This window comes from Pseudomonas sp. 2FG (genome assembly GCF_005502935.1).
Lineage (GTDB): Bacteria > Pseudomonadota > Gammaproteobacteria > Pseudomonadales > Pseudomonadaceae > Aquipseudomonas.
Window position 1 is genome coordinate 151,694 of sequence record NZ_SCMP01000003.1, and the last position, 23,473, is coordinate 175,166.

The 23,473-nt window shown below is 60.5% G+C and carries 24 protein-coding genes; 6 read left to right on the top strand and 18 right to left on the bottom strand.

The genetic code is table 11. The features are described from left to right. Positions 1 to 75 precede the first annotated feature (75 nt). From murB to FFS13_RS04245, 8 genes are all read right to left on the bottom strand, one after another. Positions 76 to 1,095, bottom strand: a complete 1,020-nt coding sequence (murB, locus tag FFS13_RS04210; protein ID WP_137817855.1) for a UDP-N-acetylmuramate dehydrogenase — start codon at positions 1,093 to 1,095, stop codon at positions 76 to 78. Then, on the bottom strand, positions 1,092 to 1,556 hold the full coding sequence (locus tag FFS13_RS04215) for a low molecular weight protein-tyrosine-phosphatase (RefSeq protein ID WP_137817856.1): 465 nt from the start codon (positions 1,554 to 1,556) through the stop codon (positions 1,092 to 1,094). Before FFS13_RS04215 ends, murB begins: the two co-directional genes overlap by 4 nt. Beyond that, entirely contained in the window at positions 1,556 to 2,320 is a 765-nt protein-coding gene (gene kdsB / locus FFS13_RS04220; RefSeq protein WP_137817857.1) for a 3-deoxy-manno-octulosonate cytidylyltransferase, read from the bottom strand. The genes FFS13_RS04215 and kdsB overlap by 1 nt, the downstream gene beginning before the upstream one ends. Continuing rightward, entirely contained in the window at positions 2,321 to 2,506 is a 186-nt protein-coding gene (locus FFS13_RS04225; RefSeq protein WP_119954232.1) for a Trm112 family protein, read from the bottom strand. Positions 2,507 to 2,601: 95 nt separating this feature from the next. Next, the gene (gene lpxK / locus FFS13_RS04230; RefSeq protein ID WP_137817858.1) at positions 2,602 to 3,603 is read right to left on the bottom strand and encodes a tetraacyldisaccharide 4'-kinase; all 1,002 of its coding nucleotides are present in this window, start codon (positions 3,601 to 3,603) and stop codon (positions 2,602 to 2,604) included. 41 nt (positions 3,604 to 3,644) lie between these two features. Next, entirely contained in the window at positions 3,645 to 4,085 is a 441-nt protein-coding gene (locus FFS13_RS04235; protein WP_137817859.1) for a biopolymer transporter ExbD, read from the bottom strand. Continuing rightward, positions 4,082 to 4,717 carry a MotA/TolQ/ExbB proton channel family protein gene (locus tag FFS13_RS04240; RefSeq protein ID WP_137817860.1) on the bottom strand — a complete coding sequence of 212 codons (636 nt, stop codon included), beginning with the start codon at positions 4,715 to 4,717 and terminating at the stop codon, positions 4,082 to 4,084. Before FFS13_RS04240 ends, FFS13_RS04235 begins: the two co-directional genes overlap by 4 nt. Before the next feature lie 71 nt (positions 4,718 to 4,788). Beyond that, the gene (locus tag FFS13_RS04245) at positions 4,789 to 7,014 is read right to left on the bottom strand and encodes a DNA internalization-related competence protein ComEC/Rec2 (protein ID WP_137817861.1); all 2,226 of its coding nucleotides are present in this window, start codon (positions 7,012 to 7,014) and stop codon (positions 4,789 to 4,791) included. A gap of 138 nt (positions 7,015 to 7,152) precedes the next feature. On the opposite strand from FFS13_RS04245, the gene FFS13_RS04250 reads away from it, so the two are divergent. Next, positions 7,153 to 7,713, top strand: coding sequence for a DUF2062 domain-containing protein (locus FFS13_RS04250; RefSeq protein WP_137817862.1), 561 nt, complete (start codon positions 7,153 to 7,155; stop codon positions 7,711 to 7,713). A gap of 62 nt (positions 7,714 to 7,775) precedes the next feature. Here the strand turns inward: FFS13_RS04250 and FFS13_RS04255 are convergent, their stop codons facing one another. The 3 genes from FFS13_RS04255 to FFS13_RS04265 are packed head-to-tail and all read right to left on the bottom strand — an operon-like array spanning position 7,776 to position 10,961. Next, a complete protein-coding gene (locus tag FFS13_RS04255) occupies positions 7,776 to 9,020 on the bottom strand; it encodes a lipoprotein-releasing ABC transporter permease subunit (RefSeq protein ID WP_137817863.1) in 1,245 nt (414 codons plus the stop codon). Next, complete coding sequence (gene lolD, locus FFS13_RS04260; protein WP_137818011.1) at positions 9,020 to 9,703, bottom strand: lipoprotein-releasing ABC transporter ATP-binding protein LolD; 684 nt, start codon at positions 9,701 to 9,703, stop codon at positions 9,020 to 9,022. The genes FFS13_RS04255 and lolD overlap by 1 nt, the downstream gene beginning before the upstream one ends. A 7-nt stretch (positions 9,704 to 9,710) precedes the next feature. Further along, on the bottom strand, positions 9,711 to 10,961 hold the full coding sequence (locus FFS13_RS04265) for a lipoprotein-releasing ABC transporter permease subunit (protein WP_137817864.1): 1,251 nt from the start codon (positions 10,959 to 10,961) through the stop codon (positions 9,711 to 9,713). Between the two features lie 99 nt (positions 10,962 to 11,060). On the opposite strand from FFS13_RS04265, the gene FFS13_RS04270 reads away from it, so the two are divergent. Genes FFS13_RS04270 through FFS13_RS04280 form a run of 3 tightly spaced genes read left to right on the top strand, consistent with a single transcriptional unit; the run spans position 11,061 to position 12,305 of the window. Then, on the top strand, positions 11,061 to 11,315 hold the full coding sequence (locus FFS13_RS04270) for a hypothetical protein (RefSeq protein ID WP_256657810.1): 255 nt from the start codon (positions 11,061 to 11,063) through the stop codon (positions 11,313 to 11,315). Then, positions 11,257 to 11,583 carry a phosphodiesterase gene (locus tag FFS13_RS04275; RefSeq protein WP_371922928.1) on the top strand — a complete coding sequence of 109 codons (327 nt, stop codon included), beginning with the start codon at positions 11,257 to 11,259 and terminating at the stop codon, positions 11,581 to 11,583. Before FFS13_RS04270 ends, FFS13_RS04275 begins: the two co-directional genes overlap by 59 nt. After that, positions 11,580 to 12,305: a glycerophosphodiester phosphodiesterase gene (locus tag FFS13_RS04280; protein WP_137817866.1), complete on the top strand. Its 726-nt coding sequence runs from the start codon at positions 11,580 to 11,582 to the stop codon at positions 12,303 to 12,305. Before FFS13_RS04275 ends, FFS13_RS04280 begins: the two co-directional genes overlap by 4 nt. A gap of 54 nt (positions 12,306 to 12,359) precedes the next feature. Here FFS13_RS04280 and sthA read toward each other — a convergent pair whose 3' ends face one another. Both sthA and FFS13_RS04290 read right to left on the bottom strand, forming a co-directional pair. Beyond that, on the bottom strand, positions 12,360 to 13,754 hold the full coding sequence (gene sthA, locus FFS13_RS04285) for a Si-specific NAD(P)(+) transhydrogenase (RefSeq protein ID WP_137817867.1): 1,395 nt from the start codon (positions 13,752 to 13,754) through the stop codon (positions 12,360 to 12,362). Between the two features lie 270 nt (positions 13,755 to 14,024). After that, positions 14,025 to 15,032: an FAD:protein FMN transferase gene (locus tag FFS13_RS04290; protein ID WP_256657812.1), complete on the bottom strand. Its 1,008-nt coding sequence runs from the start codon at positions 15,030 to 15,032 to the stop codon at positions 14,025 to 14,027. A gap of 765 nt (positions 15,033 to 15,797) precedes the next feature. Here FFS13_RS04290 and rsxC point away from each other — a divergent pair. Then, a complete protein-coding gene (gene rsxC, locus FFS13_RS04300) occupies positions 15,798 to 17,198 on the top strand; it encodes an electron transport complex subunit RsxC (protein ID WP_137817868.1) in 1,401 nt (466 codons plus the stop codon). After that, on the top strand, positions 17,195 to 18,175 hold the full coding sequence (locus FFS13_RS04305; RefSeq protein WP_137818013.1) for an RnfABCDGE type electron transport complex subunit D: 981 nt from the start codon (positions 17,195 to 17,197) through the stop codon (positions 18,173 to 18,175). Before rsxC ends, FFS13_RS04305 begins: the two co-directional genes overlap by 4 nt. Positions 18,176 to 18,340: 165 nt before the next feature. On the opposite strand, the gene FFS13_RS04310 is transcribed toward FFS13_RS04305, so the two are convergent. The 5 genes from FFS13_RS04310 to FFS13_RS04330 form a co-directional block, all read right to left on the bottom strand. Further along, entirely contained in the window at positions 18,341 to 19,984 is a 1,644-nt protein-coding gene (locus FFS13_RS04310) for an ankyrin repeat domain-containing protein (protein WP_137817869.1), read from the bottom strand. 187 nt (positions 19,985 to 20,171) lie between these two features. Next, positions 20,172 to 20,636, bottom strand: a complete 465-nt coding sequence (locus FFS13_RS04315; protein WP_137817870.1) for a hypothetical protein — start codon at positions 20,634 to 20,636, stop codon at positions 20,172 to 20,174. A gap of 109 nt (positions 20,637 to 20,745) precedes the next feature. Then, entirely contained in the window at positions 20,746 to 21,090 is a 345-nt protein-coding gene (locus tag FFS13_RS04320) for a hypothetical protein (RefSeq protein WP_137817871.1), read from the bottom strand. Between the two features lie 179 nt (positions 21,091 to 21,269). Next, positions 21,270 to 21,500 carry a hypothetical protein gene (locus FFS13_RS19705; RefSeq protein ID WP_171006409.1) on the bottom strand — a complete coding sequence of 77 codons (231 nt, stop codon included), beginning with the start codon at positions 21,498 to 21,500 and terminating at the stop codon, positions 21,270 to 21,272. 417 nt (positions 21,501 to 21,917) lie between these two features. Next, positions 21,918 to 23,384, bottom strand: coding sequence for a glyceraldehyde-3-phosphate dehydrogenase (locus FFS13_RS04330; RefSeq protein WP_137817873.1), 1,467 nt, complete (start codon positions 23,382 to 23,384; stop codon positions 21,918 to 21,920). Between the last annotated feature and the right edge of the window lie 89 nt (positions 23,385 to 23,473).

The window sequence follows — 23,473 nt, forward strand, 5'->3', positions numbered from 1 at the left end:
GGATAAGCCAAAGAGATTAGCAGCAGTACAAAGCCCACTCAGCGATCAACCCAGGACGAATTGATCGACTCGCGATCAAAGCACGTTAGGTTCGATTTCCAGGCTGACGCCATAGCGAGCCAACACATCCGCCTGAATGCGCTGCGCCAGTCCAAGCAACTGCTGACCTGTGGCCCCGCCATAGTTGACCAGCACCAAGGCCTGCAAGCGATGCACACCAGCATCGCCCTCACGAAAACCCTTCCAGCCAGCACGCTCGATCAACCAGCCAGCCGCCAGTTTTACCTGGCCATCGGCCTGCGGAAAGGCCACCAAGCCCGCCTGCTCAGCACGCAAACGCTCGGCCAACTCAGGAGCAACCAGGGGGTTCTTGAAGAAACTGCCGGCATTCCCCAGCTCGGCCGGATCCGGCAGTTTTTCACTGCGTATGGCGCAGATAGCCTGGCTGACATCCGTCGCGGTCGGCGCGCTAATGCCCTGCTCCGCCAGGCGCTGACGCACCGGGCCATAGTCCAGATGCAGTTCGCTCGCGCGACTCAGGGCAAAACGCACCCGCAGGATCAGCCAGCGCCCGGCTTCACGCTTGAACAGGCTGTCGCGATAGGCGAAGGCACACTCCAGCAGCGAGAACTCTCGCAGCTCTCCCGTCTGGCGATCCAGTGCAGTCAGGCCAGCAAAGACATCTTTCAGCTCGACGCCATAGGCACCGATATTCTGCATCGGCGCGGCACCGACGGTGCCCGGGATCAGGCTGAGGTTCTCCAGCCCAACCAGCCCCTGCTGCAGGCTCCACAGCACGAAAGGATGCCAGGGCTCACCCGCCTCGGCCTCGACTATTACCCGCTGTCTGTCCTCGCCGAGGATGCGGATGCCGCGACTGGCCATGCGCAACACCAAAGCCTCGACATCGCGAGTCAGCAGCAGATTACTGCCACCACCGATCACCAACAGCGGCAATTCACGCTGGGCAGCCGCGAGCAACGCCGCGCGCACGCCCTGCTCGTCATGCGCATCGGCAAACAGCTGAGCGCGCACATCGACACCGAAGGTATTGAAGGCCCTGAGAGACACCCACTCCTGCAATTGCAGACTCATAGGCGCCCCTTCACTTCATCGAGCAGCGCATCGCTAGCCTGCTCAATCAAATCCAGCACCTGCTCGAAGCCATCTTCGCCACCGTAATAGGGGTCCGGCACTTCATCCAAAGCCAACTGGTAACGACGCAGGAACAGATCCAGCTCGGCCTTGGCACTAGCCGGCCGCATGGCTTTGAGGTGCTGCAGGTTGCTTTGATCCATGGCCAGGATCAGATCGAAAGCCTGGAAGTCCGTCGTGCTGACTTGCCGCCCACGCAATTGCGCAAGGTCATAGCCACGCAACTGGGCGGCGCGGCGGGTACGTGTATCCGCCGCCTTACCAACGTGCCAGTCGCCGGTACCCGCCGAATCCACTTCAACCCGAGCTTCCAGCCCCGCCTCCCGCAGCTTGTGGCGGAACACCCCTTCGGCGGTCGGCGAGCGACAGATATTGCCCAGGCAGACAAACAGAACGCGCATCAAGCCCCCAACAGGCGCCGTACGCGCTCAAGATCTTGCGGCGTATCGACCCCCGTCGGCGGCGCCTCCAAGGCATCCGCGACATGGATACGCACGCCATGCCAGAGCGCCCGCAGCTGCTCCAGGCACTCGGTATCTTCCAGCCAGCACGGGCCCCAGGCCACGAAGTCATGGAGAAATTGCGCACGGTAGGCGTAGATGCCGATATGCCGACGGTACGGCACATTCGCCGGCAACTGCTCGCGGCTGACGGCAAAGGCATCACGCGCCCACGGCAACGGCGCACGACTAAAGGTCAACGCCAGACCCTTCAGGTCAGTCGCCACCTTCACCACATTCGGATTAAACAGCGCGGCAACGTCCTCGATCGGCTCTGCCAGAGTGGCGATCGCCGCCTCGGGATGGGCCGCCAGATTGGCCGCGACCTGATCGATAATCGCAGGCGGAATCAGCGGCTCGTCACCTTGCACATTGACCACGATCGCATCGCCGGCCAACCCGAGCTGGCTCGCCACCTCGGCTAAACGATCGGTGCCCGAGTTGTGATCCTCACGAGTCAGCAACACCTCGGCGCCAAAGCCGCGACAGACCTCGACGATGCGCGCATCGTCAGTGGCGATCAGCACACGCTGGGCGCTGCTTTTCCGAGCCTGCTCCCAAACGTGCTGAACCATGGGCTTGCCGGCAATCTCCTGCAGCGGTTTGCCAGGCAGGCGGCTGGAAGCGAAGCGTGCGGGAATAACAACGGTAAAAGCGCTGCTCATTTACTTGTCCAGACGCTCGTCGACATTGAGGCTGCGCGCTTCGTTTTCCAGCATCACCGGAATCCCATCGCGCACGGGAAAGGCCAGCGCATCGGCCTTGCAGATCAGCTCGGATTTATCGTCGGCAAGCTTGAGCGGGCCCTTGCACAGTGGGCAGGCGAGGATATCGAGTAGTTTCGGGTCCATGGGGGAATCCTTGAAAGCGGTTTAACTGCTTAGCTGTTGCACAGAGACGGACGGCGCCTGGTAATCCTGCGCTCGCGGCGCATTCAACAGCCTTATCAATGACCAGGTAGCAAGCGAGCCAGTTGCGCATCGAACCAGGCCAAGAACGCTGGCGAAGGCACGGCATCCACGGCCAGATACCACCAATCGGCGGCGGCGAAGGCGCGGCATTTCACCGCGTCCTTCTCGGTCATCACGACAGGTTGCGGCGGACTGAAATTCAGCTGTTCGACGCCAAACTGCGCATGATCGGCAAAGGCATGCGCAATCGGCCGCCAGTGTAACGCCTCGAGCGTATTGAAGAAACGCTGCGGGTTGCCGATGCCGGCGACCGCGTGCAGTGCCTGCCCGGCCGGGAAATGCGTGAGTGGGTAGCGCTCACCGCTGACTAGATTAACCAGTGCCGTCGGTTGCAGTTGAAAGGCGTAGCCGCCGTGAACATCCGCCGGCGCGCCGTTATACAGCAGCGCGTCCACGCTCTGCAGACGCTCGATCGGCTCGCGCAAGGGCCCGGCCGGCAAGCAGCGACGATTGCCGAGGCCGCGCGCGGCATCGATCAGCACCAACTCAAGATCACGCGCCAGCCGGTAATGCTGGAGTCCATCGTCACAGAGGATCAGGTCCAGCGACTCGGCTTCGAGCAGGGCGCGCACCGCCCGCGAACGATCCGGATCGATCATCAAGGGCACACCGCTGCGCTGGACGATCAGCAAAGGTTCATCGCCCGCCTCGCTGGCATTTTGCTCGGCACGGACTCGCCAGGGCAACTGCGCAGGCTTCGCGCCGTAGCCGCGACTGACCACGCCGACCTTGAGGCCACGGGCGCGGCAGTGCTCGATCAAGCAGAGAATCAGCGGGGTTTTGCCGGTACCGCCAACGGTGATATTACCCACCACCACGACCGGCACCGGCGCTTGGTAAATCTCACCCTCGCCGGCTAGGAACTGGCTGCGTTTGCGCCGCACCACCGCGCGGTAGAGCCATTCCAGCGGCCGTAGCAGGCTCAGCGCCGGATGGCCGCGATACCAGGCGTCAAGCAGGCGCTCGGAGATTGCCATTAGAACCGGCTCATCGAAGACCGACCATTAAAGAGCCGCCATCAGGGCGCCGCCTGCGCCTCGACGGTGGTGATGCGCAAATGGCTGAAGCCGAGCTTGCCGGCCGCATCCATCGCCGTGATCACGGCCTGATGGGTGCTTTTGCCGTCGGCGCTGATGGTCAGCGGCAAGCTGTTGTCACCCTCCGACTCCTTCTGCAAAGCCGACATCAGGGTGTTCAGATCGCTCTTCAACAGCGCCTGGCCATTCAGCGTATAGCTGCCGTCGACACCGATGGCCACCTCCAACTGCTTCAGCTCACTCGGTTGCGGCGCTGTACCGCTGACGGCTTCGGGCAGCTCGATTTTCAGCTGGGTGGGTCGGCTGAAACTGGTGGTCACCACAAAGAACAGCAGCAACACGAAGATCACGTCGATCAACGAGGTCAGATTGAGAAAGACCTCATCGCGGGCCGCACCGCCCGCTCTCCGGCGGAATTTCACGGTTTAGCGTCCTCGACGAAATCGACTTCCCGATCGCCCTGCACCACTTCCACCAGCTTGATCGCTTCCTGCTCCATTGCGACCACTATCTCGTCGATCCGGCGCAGCAAATAACGATGAAAGAACACCGCCGGAATCGCCACGATCAGGCCCGCAGCAGTAGTGACCAGCGCCTTGGCGATACCGCCAGCGAGTACCGGGGCATTGGCCATGCCGTTATCCATAAAGCCGCCGAAAATCTCGATCATGCCGAACACCGTGCCCAGCAGACCCAGCAACGGCGCCATGGCGGCAATGGTGCCGAGGGCATTCAGGTAGCGCTCCAGCTCATGGATAACCCGGCCGGCCGACTCCTCGATGCACTCTTTCATGATCTCGCGACCATGCTTGGAGTTGGCCAGACCGGCGGCCAGGATCTGGCCCAGCGGCGAGTGGACGCGCAACTCTTTGAGCTTCTCCTTGCTCAGCTGCTTGTCCTTGATCCAGCGCCAGACTTGCCCGAGCAGATGCGGCGGAGCAACCCGGCTGACTCGCAGAGTCCACAGGCGCTCGGCAGTGATGGCCATGGCTGCGATGGAACATAGAATGATCGGCAGCATCATCCAGCCGCCTGCTTTGACTAGCTCCCACACGGTGTTGGCTCTCCTCGAAAAAGTGGCGCCACTCTAGCATAGGGTCGCAATGTCGCCGACCGCCGCGGTTCTCATTTTTCCCGCCAGAATCTCGCCTGTTCGCGCAAGCCTTGCGCCGGCCCATGAGCCCCTAATTCAAAACGCAGAGCGCCGCTGTTGACGCTGTCGAACACTTCCAGCGACATAGCCCGGTAGCGCGCCATTACCTGCGGATGAGGATGACCGAAGGCGTTGTTCCGACCACGGGAGATCAGCACCGCGCGCGGCGCCACCGCCTGCAAGAAGGCCAGCGACGATGAACTACGGCTGCCATGGTGTGGCGCCTGCAGCCAGTCGGCGCGCAGGTCACGGCCACTGTCGATCAGGGCCCGCTCCGCACGACTGTCGATATCACCGGTTAGCAGCAGGCGCTCGCCATTGGCTTCGACCATCAGTACGCAGGAGGACTGGTTGCCCTCCTCGGCGTGCAGCCAACGCCAGGTCGAGAAGCGTACGGAGTCCCACTCCCAGCTGGCACCAGCGCTACAGGGCTGCGCCCGCAACTCCGCCGGCAAAGCCGCCGCCTCACCACTCCATACCTGCGCGACCGGCATGCCACGCTGCACTGCCAGCGCCCCACCGGCATGATCGCTATCGGCGTGGCTCAGCAGCAACAGATCCAGCTGACGAACACCCAGCTTGCGCATGGACGGCAGCACTACGCGCTCGCCCAAATCGAAATCGCCATAACGCGGGCCGGCGTCATACAACAGCGCATGCCCATGGGTACGCAGGAGAAAGGCGAGGCCCTGGCCGACATCCAACTGCCAGACCTCGACCCGCCCTGGCGGCGGCTTATGCAACGGCGGGAAGAACAGCGGCAACAACAACGCCAGCCCCAAACCGCGCAACGGTACGCCACTCGGCAGCAGCAACAGCAAGGCACCCAGGCTGCCAAGCAGCCAGGCCCACAGCGGCACTGCCGGCGCGAGCCAGGCCGGCAGCCAGGTGGCGATCTGCGCCAGCACGAGGAATAACCACTCCAGCAGACCACCGGCAAGCCAGAGCAGCATCTCGCCCAGCCAAGGAACCGGCAATAACAAGGTGCCCAACAACGCCAAGGGCACCACCGCCAAGCTGACCCAAGGCACGGCCAGCAAATTCGCCAGCGGGCCACTGGCGCTGATCGGCAAGCCCAGCGCCAGCAACAGCGGCAACAGGCCAATGGCCATGGTCCATTGCGCGCGTCCCCAGGTGCGCCACCAGGGCCAGGCACCCAGCCGCCCGCTAAAGACCCAGGCGAGAATCGCCACCGCCCCGAAGGACAGCCAAAAGCCTGCCTGCAAGCTGGCCAGCGGCTCAGCCAGCAGCACCGCATTCAGCGCCAGCAACAAGGGCATCCACACCCCCAAATGGCGAAACCGCAGGCGCCACAGCAACACCACGGCCACCATCACACAGGCGCGCCGGACTGGCACATCGAAGCCGGCCAGCAGGCCATAACCGAGCGCCCCCGCAAAAGCCAGGCCACAGGCCCAGGGCAACCAGGGTAAAATGCGTGGCCACCAGCCCAAGCGCGCCAAACCGGCGATCAAGCCATAAATCAACGCCGCCAGCAGCGCGATATGCTGGCCCGAGATCACCAGCAGATGCACCGTGCCGGTGTCCTGCAGCAGACGCCAATCGGCCATGGACAAGCCGGAGTCATCGCCCAGTACCAAGGCGGCCAGGGCGCCCTGCCGCCCGTGAGCATCGACACTGAGCAACCGCCTACGCAAAGCATCCCGCCAAGCCGACGGCCCTTGGGCGGGACTCAGCAGTTCGCCGCGCTTGACCGTACCGCCGGCACCGAGCCGCTGCGCCAGCAGCCAGGCCTCGTAATCGAAGGTTTGCGGGTTGACCAGTCCATGTGGCTGTTTCAGCTTTACCGCCAGGCGCCAATGCTCGCCGGCATGCAGCTCGGGGCCGTCGTACCAGGCCAGGCGCAGCAGATTCGGCAGCCGCGCGCGGCGCGACGCGGCACCTTGCAACTGAAAGCGCACCACGCCGTCACGGATTTCCGGTAAACCCACCACCTGCCCTTCCAGCCACAGCGTCTGGCCATCCAGCCTGGCGGCCAGACGATCCTCCAGCGCCCAGTGCGCCGAAGTGCAGGCCCAGGTAAAACCGAACAGGAAGAGCGCCACGGGGTAACTGCGAAAGGGCAGCAGCATCAGCCCCACTACAGGCAACACCCAGAGCACCCAGGCGGGCGGCAATGCGGGAAGAAACCGCAGGAGCAAAAGCCCAGCGGCAAGCGCCAACATCCCTGTGCGCATAGGATCTAACTCCTGAATATTCATCCCTGAATCAGCCGGCGCCGACCCGGCTCGGCTTATTTGTTGTCACAAAGTGAGAAAGTAGAACCCCTACAATCTAGGCATAATCGACGTTTTACGCCTTGCTTGAGAGTTCTTATGCCGCGCCGCCTGTTCAAGCGCTACATGCCCAACCCGCAAAGCATCAGGGAGCATAAGTCTCTGCGCTTTCTGGGCAGCTTGCTGCACGACCCCAATCTCTGGCACCTCAACCGTCATTCCGTGGCCCGCGCCATGGCCATGGGCCTCTTCGCCGCGTTTATCCCCCTGCCCCTGCAAATGCTGCTTGCGGCAGGGCTCGCGGTGATGGCGCGAGGCAATCTGCCCATCTCGGTCGGGCTGGTGTGGTTGACCAACCCCATCACCATGCCGCCGGTTTTTTACTGCACCTACAAGATGGGCGCCTGGATCTTACAGGTTCCGGCGGATGAGATAAGCGGGCAGCTCTGGCCGCGGATCAGCCACTTTTTCGACGAACCGTCCTGGGCGCTGATCCAACTGCTGTGGAAACCCATTCTGCAACCTTTCCTGCTCGGCTCGATGGTGTGCGGCGTACTCGCGGGGCTCTGTGGCTATATGCTGACCATGCTGTATTGGCGCTGGTGGGTGCGGCACAACTGGCAAAAACGCCAGGCCGCTCGGCGCCAGCCCAGTGCGTGAAATTCCGCCGACTAGAAAGCAAAAACGCCGCTATCGAGCGGCGTTTTTGCTTTGCGTACCGGTCACTCGTAGCGCAAGGCTTCCGCCGGCTGAATCTGCGCGGCACGCCAGGACGGATAGAGCGTCGCCAGGAAGCTCAGGATAAAGGCCGCAGCACCAATCAGCAGAACATCGAAGCTCTGCAGGTCGGAAGGCAGATTGCTGACGAAGTAGACGTCCGAACTGAAAATCTGCTGGCCACTGACTTTCTCCAGCCAGCCGACCAGGCCACTGACATTCAAGGCGGCGATCACCCCCAAGACACCGCCAATCAGGGTGCCAATCACCCCGATCACCGTGCCCTGAACCATGAATACCGCCATGATCTGCCCGGGTGTGGCGCCCAGGGTGCGCAGGATCGCGATGTCCCCGCCTTTATCGGCCACCACCATGATCAGCGTGGCGATGATGTTGAACGCCGCTACCGCCACAATCAGCAGCAGCAGCAAACCGATCATGGTTTTTTCCATCTTCATCGCACTGAACAGACTGCCCTGGGTGCGCGTCCAGTCGCTGGCGCGGTAGTCCGCGCCCAGCTCATTGGCTATCGCCGCGGAGACCTGCGGCGCCTGGTACAGATCCTTCAGCGCCAGCCGCACACTCTGCACCTGCTGCGGCTGCATACGCTGCATCTGCGCGGCATCGGCCACATGGATCAGCGCCAGCGAGCTATCCAGTTCAGCGCCAACCTTGAACACCCCGACCACGTTGAGGCGCTGCATCCGCGGGGTAATTCCGCCGGGTGCCGAGCTGACTTCCGGGATGATCAGGGTCAACTTATCGCCGACATTCAGGCGAAAACGCCGGGCCGTGATTTCGCCGATGACGATGCCAAACTCGCCCGGCCGCAGATCATCCAGACGACCTTGCACTATGTGCTGGCCGATAATCGAAACCTTGGTCTCTTCCTGCGGATCGACGCCATTGATCTGGATCGGCTGCATGGCGCCCTTGTACGAGAGCATGCCCTCCAACTCGCTAAACGGCACCGCCGCGATCACCTGCGGATTCTTCAGCGCCGCGGCGGCGACCGAGTGCCAATCCTCCAGCGGCTGCACGCCGGCGATGGTCGCGTGCGGCACCATGCCGAGAATCCGCGAGCTCATTTCCTTCTGAAAGCCATTCATCACCGACAGCACCACTATCATCGCCAGCACGCCCAAGGCGAGACCGATCATCGAGGTCAACGAGATAAAGGAGATGAAATGATTACGGCGCTTGGCGCGGGTATAGCGCATGCCGATGAAGACACTCAGCGGGCGAAACATCAGGCAGACACCAGCTTGCCGTCTTCCAGACGCAGCACGCGATCCATCTGCCGCGCGAGATCCAGATCGTGAGTCACGACCAAGAATGCCGTTTTCGATGCAGTGCTCAGCTCGCGCATCAAATCCTGAATACCTTGCGCCGTATGGTGATCGAGGTTACCGGTCGGCTCATCGAGCAACACCAGGCCAGGCCGGTTGACCAGGGCACGAGCGATGGCCACCCGCTGGCGTTCACCGCCGGACAACTCTGCGGGTTTGTGCGCCAGACGATGGCCCAAGCCAACCCGCTCAAGCAATGCCGTCGCCCGCTGCCGCGCCTCGGCAATCGCGGCACGACCGATCAACAACGGCATGCAGACGTTTTCCAGCGCGGTGAATTCCGGTAGCAAGTGGTGAAACTGATAGACGAAGCCAAGCGCGCGATTACGCAGCAGCCCGCGGGCCTTCTCATTCAAGGCCGAGAGCTCTTCGCCGGCCAACCAGACGCTGCCGCTGCTGGGCGTGTCCAGCCCCCCGAGCATGTTCAGCAGCGTGCTCTTACCCGAGCCCGAGCTGCCGACAATCGCCACCCGCTCGCCCGGATGCAGCTCCAGCTCGAGACCGGAGAGCACCACCACCGACTGCGGGCCCTCCTCGTAGTTCTTGCCCAGGTTGCGGCAACTCAGAACGGCCCGATCGTGCATAGCCAAGTTACTCATAACGTAGCGCCTCCGCGGGCTGAGTGCGCGCCGCACGCCAGGCCGGATAAAGAGTGGCAAGGAAGCTCAGCAGCAACGCGGCGGCACAGACCAGCAACACGTCTTCGCTCATCAGCTTCGAGGGTAGATAGTCGATGAAGTACACATCGGCATTGAGGAACTTGAGGCCCAGCAGGCGCTCCAGCGCAGCTATCCAGCCGCTCACGTTAAGCGCCGAGAGAATGCCGAGCACTGCGCCGATCAAGGTGCCGACCACGCCGATTACCGTGCCTTGCACCATGAAAATCAGCATGATCTGCCGCGGGGTGGAGCCCAGGGTGCGCAGAATGGCGATGTCAGCCTTCTTGTCGGTGACCACCATGACCAGCGTGGAGATGATGTTGAACGCCGCCACCGCCACGATCAGCAGCAGCAGCAAACCGATCATGGCCTTCTCCATGCGGATCGCCTGATACAGGTTGCCATGGGTGCGAGTCCAATCCCGCGCGTAGTAATCCTTGTCACCCAGTTGCCCGGCAATCTCCCAGGCCGTACGCGGCGCCTGGAACAGATCGGCGAACTTCAGCCGCAGCCCCTGCACCTGATCGGCCTTCCAGCGATGCAGCCGGGCAATGTCATGCAAATTGGTCAGCGCCAGGTAACCATCGATCTCACCGGCACCCACGTGGAAAATACCGACCACCGTGAAGCGCTTGAGCCGCGGAAACATACCGGCCGGCGTTACCGTGACCTCTGGGGCGACGAAGGTAAGTTTGTCGCCAATCACCACACCCAGCTTGGCCGCGGCCTTATCGCCGATGACGATGCCGAATGCGCCTGGCTTGAGATCATCGAGGCTGCCCTGCAGGAAGAACTTGTCGATGATCGACACCTTGCGCTCTTCCAGCGGATCCACCGCATTGATCAACACCTTCTGCACCTTGCCATCGTGGGTCAGCAGGCCCTGCATCTGGGTGAACGGCGCAACCGCCAGCACCTGCGAATGTTTGAGCACCTTGGCGGCCATGCTGCGCCAGTCGCCGATCGGCTCGGCCGACTCGACGGTCGCGTGCGGGACCATACCGAGCACGCGCGTGCGCATCTCGTAATCGAAGCCATTCATCACCGACAACACCACGATCATCACCAGCACGCCCAGGGCGAGCCCGATCATCGAAGTGAGGGAGATGAACGAAACGAAATGGTTGCGGCGTTTTGCGCGCGTATAACGAGCGCCGATAAATACGGACAGCGGTCTGAACATAGAAGGAGTTGATTCGCTGGCGAAAGGAAGAGACGTCCCTGTGGCGAGGCTTGGCGAGCGGCCTTACACTCAGACCACCACTGCTGCCATGGGTTCGCCGTGACGTCACAAGATACAGATGATCGCCGCGAATACTATCGTATCGACGACCCGATCGCACTGGAATTCAGCCAACTGTCCGGCGCCAATGCGCTCGCCAGTGAGGCGCTGAATGACGCCTCGCCACTGTGCAATCCGCTCGGCGATCCGCACCTCAGCGACTTCGAATCGCAACACCTAGCCACCCGCCAAAGAGATGACAATGTCGCGCCTTCTTCTGCTATTGGTCCTGCTGCCGCTCCCCGGCTTCGCTGACACCCTTGAGATCCCCCTTGGCCAGCAAGGGCCGACGACTATCGCCCTGCCCGCTCGCGGCCAAGCGCAGCACGCGGTGCTCGAACGTTTCGGTCTGCCCGATGAGGAACACCCTGCCGTCGGCAAGCCACCCATCAGCCGCTGGGACTACCGCGAGTTCAGCGTCTACTTTGAAAGTGCCCGGGTGATCGATAGCGTGCGCCACCACCAGCCACGCCATCCGAACGAGCCCAACGTGCAGCAACAGCCAGTTAAGGAGCAACCGTGACCCAGATCTACGGCCACCGCGGCGCCAAGGGCGAAGCACCGGAAAACACCCTGAGCAGTTTCCAGCGCTGCCTGGAGCACGGCGTCCGCCGCTGCGAGCTGGATCTGCATCTGTCGCGCGACCGCGAGCTGATGGTGATTCACGACCCGACCCTGAAGCGCACTACCGGCCACCGCGGCAAGGTGGTGGAGCACGAGGCCGCCGAACTGGTGACCTACGACGCGCGCAAAGGCGGCCCAGGCTGGGTGCACCCCTGCCCGATCCCACGGCTGGCCGAACTGTTCGAGAAGTGCGACTTCGAGCACTGGCAGCTGGAGGTGAAAAGCGCCTCGCGGGTTCGCGCGGCGCGCACCGTGCTGGCGATTCAGGAGTTGGCGCAGCGTTTTGGCCTGGTCGACAAGGTCACCGTCACCTCCAGCTCGCGGGAAGTGTTGCGCGCACTGACACGCCTGACCCCGCAGCTATCTCGCGGCCTGGTCGCGGAATACGCCTGGCTCGACCCACTGAAGGTCGCCAAGCATTATGGCTGCGAGATACTGGCGCTGAACTGGACGCTCTGCACCCCGGAACGCCTGCTGAGAGCCCAGAAGCAGGGGCTGCATGTGTCGGTGTGGACGGTCAACGAACCGGCGCTGATGCGCCGGCTCGCCGACTTCGGCGTGGACAGCCTGATTACAGACTTTCCCGGTTTGGCCAGCGCCACCCTCGGGAATCGCTGCTGACTCCTAAGAAGAAGTCATCCCCCCCGACCGGCTCAGGCCACCGGTCGGAGCCGCTCAAAAAAGCCGGTTGAGACCGTCGAACGCCGCCACCCGATAGGCCTCGGCCATGGTCGGGTAGTTGAAGGTGGTGTTGACGAAGTACTTGATGCTGTTCGCCTCACCCTTCTGGTTCATGATCGCCTGGCCGATATGGACGATCTCCGAAGCCTGGTAACCGAAGCAGTGCACACCGAGCACTTCCAGGGTTTCGCGGTGAAACAGCAGCTTCAGCATGCCCACCGGCTCGCCGGCAATCTGCGCGCGCGCCATACCCTTGAAGAACGCCTTGCCGACCTCGTAAGGAATTTTCGCCTGAGTCAACTCATGCTCGGTCTTGCCGATCGAGCTGATCTCCGGAATCGTGTAGATACCCGTCGGCACGTCGTCGACAAAACGCCAGCTACCGTCCTCGATGATGCTCCCGGCGGCCGAACGGCCCTGGTCGAAAGCCGCACTGGCCAAGCTCGGCCAGCCGATCACGTCACCCGCCGCATAGATATTCGAGACGCTGGTGCGATAGTGCCCATCGACCTCGATCTGGCCCCGGCTGTTGACCTTGATGCCAATGTTTTCCAGGCCCAGCTTGTCGGTGTTGCCGGTACGCCCGTTACACCAGAGCAGGGCGTCGGCCTTGATCTTCTTGCCCGATTTCAGGTGCAGCACCACGCCGTTATCCACGCCTTCGATACGCTCGTAATCCTCGTTGTGGCGGATCAGCACATTGTTGTTGCGCAGGTGGTAACTGAGCGCATCGGAGATTTCGTCATCGAGGAAGCTCAGCAGTTGCTCACGGTTGTCGATCAGGTCGACCAAGACTCCCAGACCGCTGAAGATCGAGGCGTACTCACAACCTATCACCCCGGCGCCGTAGATGATCAGGCGGCGAGGCGTGTGGCTGAGGTTCAGAATGGTGTCGCTGTCGTAGACCCGCGGATGGCCAAAATCGACGTCGGCCGGGCGATACGGGCGCGAGCCGGTAGCCACCACGACTTGCGTGGCGACCAGTTTTTCCACCACACCGTTCGGGCACACCACCTCAACGGTCTGCTCGTCGGCAAAACTGCCGGTGCCGAAGAACACGTCGATGCGATTGCGCGCATAGAAACCGGTGCGTGAGGTGACCTGCTTGGCGATCACCCGCTCGGCACTTTTCAGCACGTCGGGGAAGGAGAACCAACGCGGCTCACCGATCTGCCGGAACAGCGGATTGGTGTTGTACTGCATGATCTGCCGCACCGAGTGACGCAGCGCCTTGGACGGGATGGTGCCGAGGTGCGTACAGTTGCCGCCGACTTCGCGACGACTGTCCACCACTGCCACTTTTTTCCCGGCTTTGGCGGCGTTCATCGCCGCCCCCTCGCCCGCCGGCCCCGAACCCAGCACCACTACGTCGTAGTTGTAGACCGCCATGTTTACTCCTCTGGAACAGACCAGGACGCTCGCTTGCGCCCCTGGCAAGGCCGCGGCAGCGTGTGCCACGGCAGATCGAATCTCTGATGCAGCTTAACCGCGCCGCTTGGCGCTGCACATTAGCGCTTGGTCGCGCGGTAGGCGAGCTTTGCCGCCACTACATCGCGCTCGCAACGCAGTTTTTCAGACTTATTTGGGTCATCCGCGCAGATCGAACACTGGCTCTCGCACCAGGCTGACAATTTCAGCAAAGGGCCGGCACGTAGCGCCTTACTCATCCGCCGAAAATAACCGCTCGAAGGCTGTCGTGCTCTGTGTGACGAAACCCTCGCCTTCGCGGGTCACGAAAAAGGCGGCAATACCGGCCTGCTCGGCGAACGCCATACCACGCTCCGGGCCCAGCACCATCAGCAGAGTCGACAGCCCATCAGCCTGCAGGGCCGACGGATCGGCCACGGTGACCGCCGCCAGACTATGCGTGACCGGCGCGCCGGTGTGCGGGTCGAGGGTGTGGGAATAGCGTTTGCCGTTCGCTTCGAAATAGTTGCGATAGTCGCCCGAGGTGGAAATGCCATAACCATCCAGCTGCAGCACCCTTTGCGCAAGCTGCTGATCATCGCGCGGCACTTCGATCGCCACGCGCCAGGGCGAACCATCGGCCTTCCTGCCCCGCGCCTTCAGCTCGCCAGTGACCTCAAGCAAATAACTGCCGATGCCCAGCTCGTCCAGCCGGCGCGCAATCCGATCCACTGTGTAACCGGCGGCAAGGCTATTGAGATCCAGCTGGACGGCCACGTCCTTACACAGCTGCTGGCCGTCAATCCGCAGATGCTGATGCCCAACCAACTTGCGCACCTGCGCCACTTGCTCGGCGCTCGGCACCCGCTCGCCGCGCGACTGCGGGCCAAAGCCCCACAGGTCGAGCAAGGGCTCTACCGTCAAATCGAAGGCCCCAGCGCTTGCCTGCGCCAGGCCTTCGCCGACCCGCACCAGTTCCAGCACCGGCCCAGGCATGGCCTGGCAGCTATTGGCCGGCAAATCATTGAAACGCGACACGGCGGAATCGCCGCGGTAGGTAGACATCTGCCGGTCCACCTCGGCGAGGATCGCCTCGACCGCCGGCTGCACCTGCTCGACCGCCGGCGCCTGGGCACTGCGCACATACTTGATCGAATAGCTGCTGCCCATGGTTGGGCCGCCGAATTGCTCGACCTGGTCGCCGCAGCCGGCCACTAGCAGAGCGGCCAGCAACAGCAGCAGGATTCGTACTCTAACCACCGAAATCGTCCAGCACGTTAAAGGGGTCGAGTTAAAGGGCTGATTGTTTGGAACATAGGGCTCACCTCATTGCATGTCTATGGCTACGATATTGGTCCTTGATCGTTCCCACGCCAGAGCGCGTAGGGTGGGTTAGCCGCGCAGCGGCGTAACCCACCACCCTGAGAGAAGATTCCCTTTTTCTCAGTTGCCGAAACATGGATGGTTAAAGCCTACCTTAGCTGCCGCCCCTGCTTTATGTTTTCACGTGATGGTTTGAGCTACGGGCTCAACCAAGCGGCAGCGGATTAACGTTTTTACCGCGTGGGTTTCACCCGCCCTACCTGGCTCCGAGTAATGCCCGCCGGGCCGCGCCCAGAGCGCGTCATCCGCCGAGGTGTCTCGCGGCATGTCCTGTCCGCCAGTTCGCCTGTACTCCAAGCCCAGCCGCCACTGCGACAGCACCGGCTTGCTCCTGAGGCTGTTGCTTTGAAAACGTCGCTCCTGTCCGGCGCGGCGCGCCTTCAAGCCCAGCAAGCAGAGCAGGTAGCCGGCCAGCGCGGCGCATCGAAGTGCTCCTGCTGATCGCCACACTGGCCGGCGCTTGGCCTACCGTTTGTCGGTAGAGCTGATCAATAAATGAACAATTCATCCATTTGGCGCTCTGAAACCCCGTGAGTGATCAAGTGTCCTGCCTCGCTATTCCCTCAAAAAACCCGGCAGCAAAATTCTCTTATGTGCATTGCCGCACAGGGTTTTTTATATCCAAAAATTGGAGGACTGAAAATGTCTAGCCATTCGTTGCAGAGTGTCGAGCGCATGCAGCTCCCCCTCCGAGCCAAGCGCCAGTCGCAATCGAAATCCTTCTGGCGCCGCCTGCTCGCCATCGCCACGCCTGCACAGCACAGCTGGCACGGAGGACTCAAGCTCAGAGGCTACAAGCAGTTATCAAACTCCAAGCCGATTGCCCCGGTCGCAATCGGGCAAATACAGATGGCGATCCCGCTCGAGCGGGGGCGCAGATGCGCTCAGCCCTGCGTGCAACCGGGGCAGTATGTGCGCAAGGGCGAGGTGATCGGCATTGGCGATGGCAACACCCCGTGGGTGCATGCCAGCACCTCCGGCATCGTGGAACAGATCGGCCTCGCCTTCGCGGCCGACTCACCTGAGCCGGTTATGGCCGTTATTCTGCACGCAGACGGTCTGGATGAGTGGGGCGCGCGTCCCGTTCTGGCGCCACCCAAAACACCCGAGGCGCTGGTCGAACGGGCTCTGCAGATGGGCATAGTTGGACTCGGTGGAGCGGGCTTCCCAACGGGCCTCAAGCTGGCCGGTGCCCAGCAGCCCGACCTGCTGCTGATCAACGGTGCCGAATGTGAGCCCTTCCTGACCTGCGATGATCGTCTCATGCGCGAACGCGCCGAGGCGCTGATCGAAACCGCCGACTATCTCGCCACCCTGCTGGGTATAACGCAGACCCGCTTCGGTATCGAAACCAACAAACCGGAGGCGATAGCGGCGATGCGGGACGCCTCCCGCCAAGCGCGCACTCAGGTCGAGATCTGTCCGCTACCGGCGCGCTACCCGGCAGGGGGCCAACCGCTGCTGATCAAGGGCCTGAGCGGCCGTAACCTAGCGCCGGGCTCCCTGCCCGCCGAGATCGGCGTGCTGGCGCTCAATGTCGCGACACTTTACGCACTGGGACGCGCTATCTTCCACGCCGAACCGCTGATATCACGGGTGCTGACGCTGACCGGAGCCTGTGAACGCCCCGGTAATGTCGAGGTCCCAATTGGCTATCCGGTCAGCGCACTGCGCGCGCTTGCCGGTGCCGATCCCGAAGGCCAACTGACCCAGGTCGGTGGCCCGATGATGGGACACTCGCTACCGGCCCCCACCGCCGTCATCAGCAAGACCAGTAGTTGCCTGATTTTTGGCGCCGAGCGCTACCTGCCGGCAACCGAGCCTGAGGGCAGCTGCATCCGCTGCACACGCTGTATAGATGTCTGCCCGATGGAGCTAAGACCGCTGGACCTCTACGCCGCGGCTGAGCGCAATGACCACGCTACATTGCAGACACTGCGGCTGGATGCCTGTATCGAGTGCGGCAGCTGCAGCAGTACCTGTCCCAGCCATCTGCCGCTGCGCGAGCGCTTTCGCCAGAGCAAGGCGGAGCTGCGCCGATGAGTCTGGTGCGCCGTCCTACCCCGCACCGGCTCAGAACACTGATGCTGCTGGTCAGCCTGTGCATGCTGCCGGGCACCGCACTGTACGCCTGGCAATTCGGCATCGTGGTCTGGCTGCAGACCTTCTGGTGCCTGCTGCTGGCCTTGGCGTTCGAAGCCGGTCTGCTGCGTCTGCGCGGCTGCAAGGTGCGTGAGGGGCTGGGCGACCTGAGCTGGCTGGTGTTAGGCCTGATTCTGGCTCGGGCACTGCCGCTGCTGGTTCCGCTGTGGATGATGGCACTGGCCAGCTTTGCCGCCTTCGTACTGTGTAAACACGGCAGTGGAGGCCTCGGCCGCAACCGTCTCAACCCCGCCATGGTTGGCCTGGCCATCATCGCCATCTGTTTCTACCAACTGTTGTATCCTGCTCCAACGAGCCAGGCCCCCTGGACTCTCACCCTGAGCGCAGAACAGGTTCTTCTGCAGCAGTTGCAACTGGCGCCCCGCCTCACAATTGATGCGTTTGCTGGCGCAACACAGCTGGCCCTGGGGCAGTTCACACCGGTCACACTCAACCTGTCGGGGCTCGGCTATGCAGCCGGCGGCTTACTCCTGGCTTTATTGAGGGTGATCCGCATCGAGATTCCTCTGGCGATGCTCGTCAGCACTTTAGTGCTGTGCCTGGCAGCCGGTCATACCCCACAGGAAAGCCTCTACAGTCTCAGCCTCGGCGGCTATCTGTTCACCGCCTTTTTCATCGCCACCGATCCGGTCACCAGTCCCGATACGCGTGCCGGCCGCGTCCTGTTCGGCGTTATCATTGGCTCGCTGACCGAATTGATTCGCGAATTCGGGCTTTACGCCGACGGTCTCTGCTTCGCCGTGCTAGCCGCCAACCTGTTGGTGCCACAGATCGATCGCCTGGTGCTGCGCATGCAACGCCCCTGGTATAACCAACGCCCTAAACTGAAACGACCAGAGGACGTAAAAGGAGAATAAGGGGTTAAAGGGGTCGAAGGTTAAAGGGGTCGTAGAACTTTCCGGTTAAAGGGGTCGTTAAAGGGGTCGTAGTGATTTATGCCTAAAAATCACTACGACCCCTTTAATTCAGAGCTGGAGTTTTCACACAGCCTGCGAGGCGGATCTTTTCGTTTCAGGCGCAGATCAGCTCTTGGCTGGTGCGGATAGACGATCCATCGCCATGGCACTTTGCGGATCACCGTTATCAATCATCAGTTGTTTCAGGCTCTTTTCGAAACCTGGAAATTTCTCATTCTGAAGATCGACATTGCCTTTTCTAACATACTTGCTCACAAGCTCAATCCGCTCTGCATCCCACTGAATTTGGATGCCGCGCGCCAAAGAGTGTGTGTGCGGATTCGTAATGAACACATACTGCAAAGGAGCAATCTGTGCAGCGTCTTTTGCGTTCAGATCAGCGCCTGCATCAACCAGTTGAACGGCTAGGTCGCGATTCAAAGACATGCAGTAGTGCAATGCCATTTTACCTTCATTGTTCTTGGCATTAACGTCCTGAGTTTTAATCAGTGCATCCATGATCGCGCTGTCATTTTTGCCACGATACGATTCGGCGCTTGAGGCCATGCAGAAGTAATGCAGAGCACTGTTCCCATACAAGTCAGTTACCTTGGATGGGAACTCAGTGATGAGTCTGAGCATGTGCTCAGGCGAACAGCGCAGACTGTTTGATTCAAAACAATGCATGAGTCGACTTTTACCGGCGCCATCTTGGAGATTAACGTCAGCGCCCTTATTACGGAGCATGTCAAAGCCATTTACCGGTACGTAGTGGATGGCAGTTCGACCGTCACCTTCAAGCGGGTCATTGATGGCAGAGCCAGAGTTGTCGATGAGGTAACTCAAGGCTTCGAGGTCAGTGATGTTATAGCCAGTGGCCCAGTTGAATTCGCCTTGCAGGCGCTGACGATAGGCTGCGTTGTCTTTTTTGAAGGCGGTATTAAACGAGATCATCTTGGAAGTGCTGGTAATTTCAAGGGAGCTCGTTCTTTTTCCGTCTTTATAAAGCCACTTGCCACCTACGGTTTCAGCAGGCCATTTGTCAGAGAGTATGTACTCAACCTTTTCGCCTTCGAGCTTGCCGTCAACATATTTTTCAACAGTCTGCAACTTGGAGGCGCCATCTTCCTGTTGGGCATAGAACTCCTTCGTGCCGTTTTGCTTGCCGTTTTTGTAGTTGCTTCTTTCCTGGATAGCGCCGTTACCCCAGTAGACCTCAGTGACCCCGTCAAGCATACCTTCCGTATTGTGGCGTTCGACGATACGCAGAATCTGCTTACCGTCTTTGATGTCCCAGCGCTTCTGCTCACCAACCTCCATGCCGTTGCCTTTTTCTCCCAGCGTATAACGCTGGACTCGCTCAATGGTCTGAAGGCCCGTGTCGCAGTCGTAGCCCTTCACAGTCATCAACGGGTTGTCGTAATTGACATGCGAGATGAGTTGCTCAGGATTGCCGCTGCAATAATTTTTCGAATCACCGGTGTATTTGCCGTGATCCATTTCATGTACTTCGACAACCTGACCTTTTTCGTTACGTTCGATCCACGCCCCGTTGACCTTGCCATCAGCGATTTCAAATTCAAGCACGACAACGCCGTTTTCTTCTTTAATGATGCGGCCTGATACCAAGTCGCCGCTATCTTTTTCGACGTACGTAGAGGTTGGCTTGAAAGTCATGTCGTCTTTCGTTTTGACTTCGTCGGTCGTGTAGTCAGAACCGCAGCCAACAAGAGTGGTAGCGAGGGCTGCTACGAGTAAATGTTGCTTCATTCCGTTCTTTGTCCTTTTGTGAAGACGCCTTACGTGGCGATCCTAAATAGGAATGCACGGACGCATCCTTATTCAACGATCTAATCAGACCGATGCGGGGGAGAGGGTGGATGTAGTGTTCCACTCATGCGGCCGGCATCGGGATGTGAAAACAAAATGGGGCGCAAGCACCCCAAGGGTATGAAAATCAGATGGAGGAAGGCGTGCCCTCAGCCTGCCTCTTGAGAACCAACGGAGCACCGCAAGCGGTCAGCTCCATGGTGTTGTCGTCGAGGAATGCGCCTGGCCAAGTGGTAGTCACCCAACGAAGAGGGCCTTGAGTCTTGAGCACTTGAGTGCCAGTCATGATGGCCTTGCCACCTACTGCAGACTCAGCGCGAACCTGAACCCAGGCGCGAGCGAGAGTGTTCTGATCGAGGCGGCGCTCAATCAAGACCATTCCATAAGAGGTTAAAGGCATGTCGCCCTTAACCAATTTCATCTCGACGCTTTGAATGGCACCGTAGCTCTCTTCAATACAACGCTGAGTGCCCTTCCAGTGGCCAACGGTACGGCTGGTGCTCCATTCGTTGTATCCCTCTTGCAAACCAGAAAGATTCGAACACCCGCTCAGAGCGACAGCGATTACAGCAAAGATGCAAACTCTGATCATTTAAAGCTCCATGCTCACGAAAAACCAAGTCCTCAACCACCTTTAGCTCTGCGAGGAACACACGCACGGGCGCGAGAAAGCAGCTGCCAAACACACAAAACCACGCTAACTATTGAACAAGTTTCCAGCCATCATCGCCTTCAACTAGAGCCACTTTGGCTACTGATTTGTTGCGACCGGAAAACGGCGCTTTCATGTCCACCTCGACATCACAGATGTACCCAGCTGGCTCTCTGTCAACGCAGCCCAAGCTCTCAACAGAGTAAATCTCACCACTCATATTCTTTGCGGCTTGCGCACCAACAACCCCCTCCATTTGCTTAGTGGTTCCCGCTAGGCTGGCGCGCAATAACGCCTCAATCTCAGCCCCCGATGGCTCCCCAGAACAACCTGTCAGACCCACGGCAACAGCACTAATCGCTGCAGTTAAAACAAGGTTTTTAAAATCTCTCATACGGACTCCATGTGAAATATGAGTATGGGCATATCAAGCTAATTGAAATTGGATAGCACCGGTATTCCAATCCTCTCTCCAACTGTTGCAAGAACTTATCCTTCCTGCCTGAATTCATAGAATAAGTGCAACGCTTGAAACACGAGACAGGGAGCCAGCCACCGGTAAAATCCATGCTCTTACACCAAAGGATTCAAACGCAGATGACCACGCCTTACCGGCAGCCGACTCAGGGCCAACGTTACCAGATTGAGGCCGGCTTGGCCGCCGGAGAAAGCCAGGAAAGAATAAAGGGGACAAGTCCATTCAGGTCGAGGAGCAATAAGGGACAGACCACGATTAGCGATCTGTTGCGCTTCGGACAATCTATTGAGCGCAAACAAACTCAGGAGGTGCAAAGTCTTGCTCATCTTCAATTCCCTTTGAAATCAGCGATTGGTAATGCTCTGGCCGAGCTGTCGGCTTGGCTCGTCGCAGTGGCCGCGGATAATACGATTCTACTTGGTCACTGTCACTCCAAGACAGGCGCTCGGCACGCCGGGCGTCTTTCGCTCGAAGCCGATTACGCCGCGAGGGTCTCGGCTGCACGAACCTGTAAGCGGATTTATCCGCGATGCTCGGCGGCGGATCGCATCGCGGATAAATCCGCTCCTACAAAAGCAGGGCATGTTCGCCGTTAGAACGGCGCCGGGCAGTTGAAACGCAGGCGCTCGCCCGTGGATAGAGGGAGCGCAGAAGGCGCAGCCGGGCGAGGTGAAAATTGTCGACCGCCAAACAACAAAACGGGAGCCGAAGCTCCCGTTTTGTTGTTTGCCTGACTTCAGCGCTTAGTGCGGGAAGGCTGGCGGGTTGACCCCGGCCATGTCTTCCATCACCCGCACGACCTGGCAGCTGTAACCGAACTCGTTGTCGTACCAGACGTACAGCACCACGCGGTTGTCATTGCAGATAGTCGCCTCGGCATCGACCACACCGGCGTGACGCGAGCCGACGAAGTCGGTGGAAACCACTTCCTGGGAATTAACGAAGTCGATCTGCTTGTGCAGGTCCGAGTGCAGCGCCATGTAGCGCAGGTACTCGTTCATCTCTTCACGGGTGGTGGCCTTCTCCAAGTTCAGGTTGAGGATGGCCATCGACACGTTCGGCGTCGGTACGCGAATCGCGTTGCCGGTCAGCTTGCCCGCCAGTTCCGGCAGCGCCTTGGCCGCCGCGGTGGCGGCTCCGGTCTCGGTGATCACCATGTTCAGCGGAGCACTACGGCCGCGACGATCGCCCTTGTGGAAGTTGTCGATCAGGTTCTGGTCGTTGGTGTAGGAGTGAACGGTTTCCACGTGGCCATTGATGATGCCGAACTTGTCATTCACCGCTTTCAGCACCGGCACTATGGCGTTGGTGGTGCAGGAAGCCGCGGAAATGATCTTGTCGTCAGGGCTGATCTCGGCATGGTTGATGCCGTGCACGATGTTCTTCAGCTTGCCTTTGCCTGGCGCAGTCAGCACCACGCGGCCAATACCCGGGCAGGCCAGGTGCTGACCCAGACCCTCGGCATCGCGCCAGACGCCGGTGTTGTCGACCAGCAGTGCGTTCTCGATGCCGTACTGGGTGTAGTCCACCTCTTTCGGCTCTTTGGCGTAGATCACCTGAATCAGGTTGCCGTTGGCCGTCAGGGTGTTGTTGGCTTCATCGACGGTGATGGTGCCATCGAACGGACCATGCACCGAGTCACGCCGTAGCAGGCTGGCGCGCTTGACCAGGTCATTGGTCGCGCCTTTACGGACAACGATCGCGCGCAGGCGCAGGCCGTCGCCACCACCGGTTTTCTCGATCAGGATCCGCGCCAGCAGGCGGCCGATCCGACCGAAACCGTAGAGCACCACATCGGTGCCCTTGCGCGGGGCGCCATTTTGCTTGCCAACCACCTCGGCCAACTCGTCACGGACGAACTGCTCGATGCTGCGGCCATTGGCCTCGGCCTTGTACTTGACGACCATCTTGCCCAGGTCGACGGAAGCGGCGCCCAGCTTGAGCGCGCTCATCTCTTTGAGAATGGCGAAGGTCTCATGCACCGACAGTTCGCTTTCGTCAGCCTGGCGGTGCCGGGCAAAACGGTGCGCTTTGAGGATCGCAATCACCGAACGGTTGATCAGGCTGCGGCCATAGATCGAACTCACCACATTGTTATTGCGGTAGAGCTGACCGATCAGCGGAATCATCGCCTCGGCGAGCGCTTCACGATCAATCCATTCACCAAGACACTGGTCAGGCTTCTGAGTCACGGGCAGTACCTTCGACATATGTAGGGGCTGAAAAAAGGGGCTACATTATGACGGCCCGCGCAACCGGGGGCAATCTGCAGCGGACGAAACACTGACAGCAGATCGTT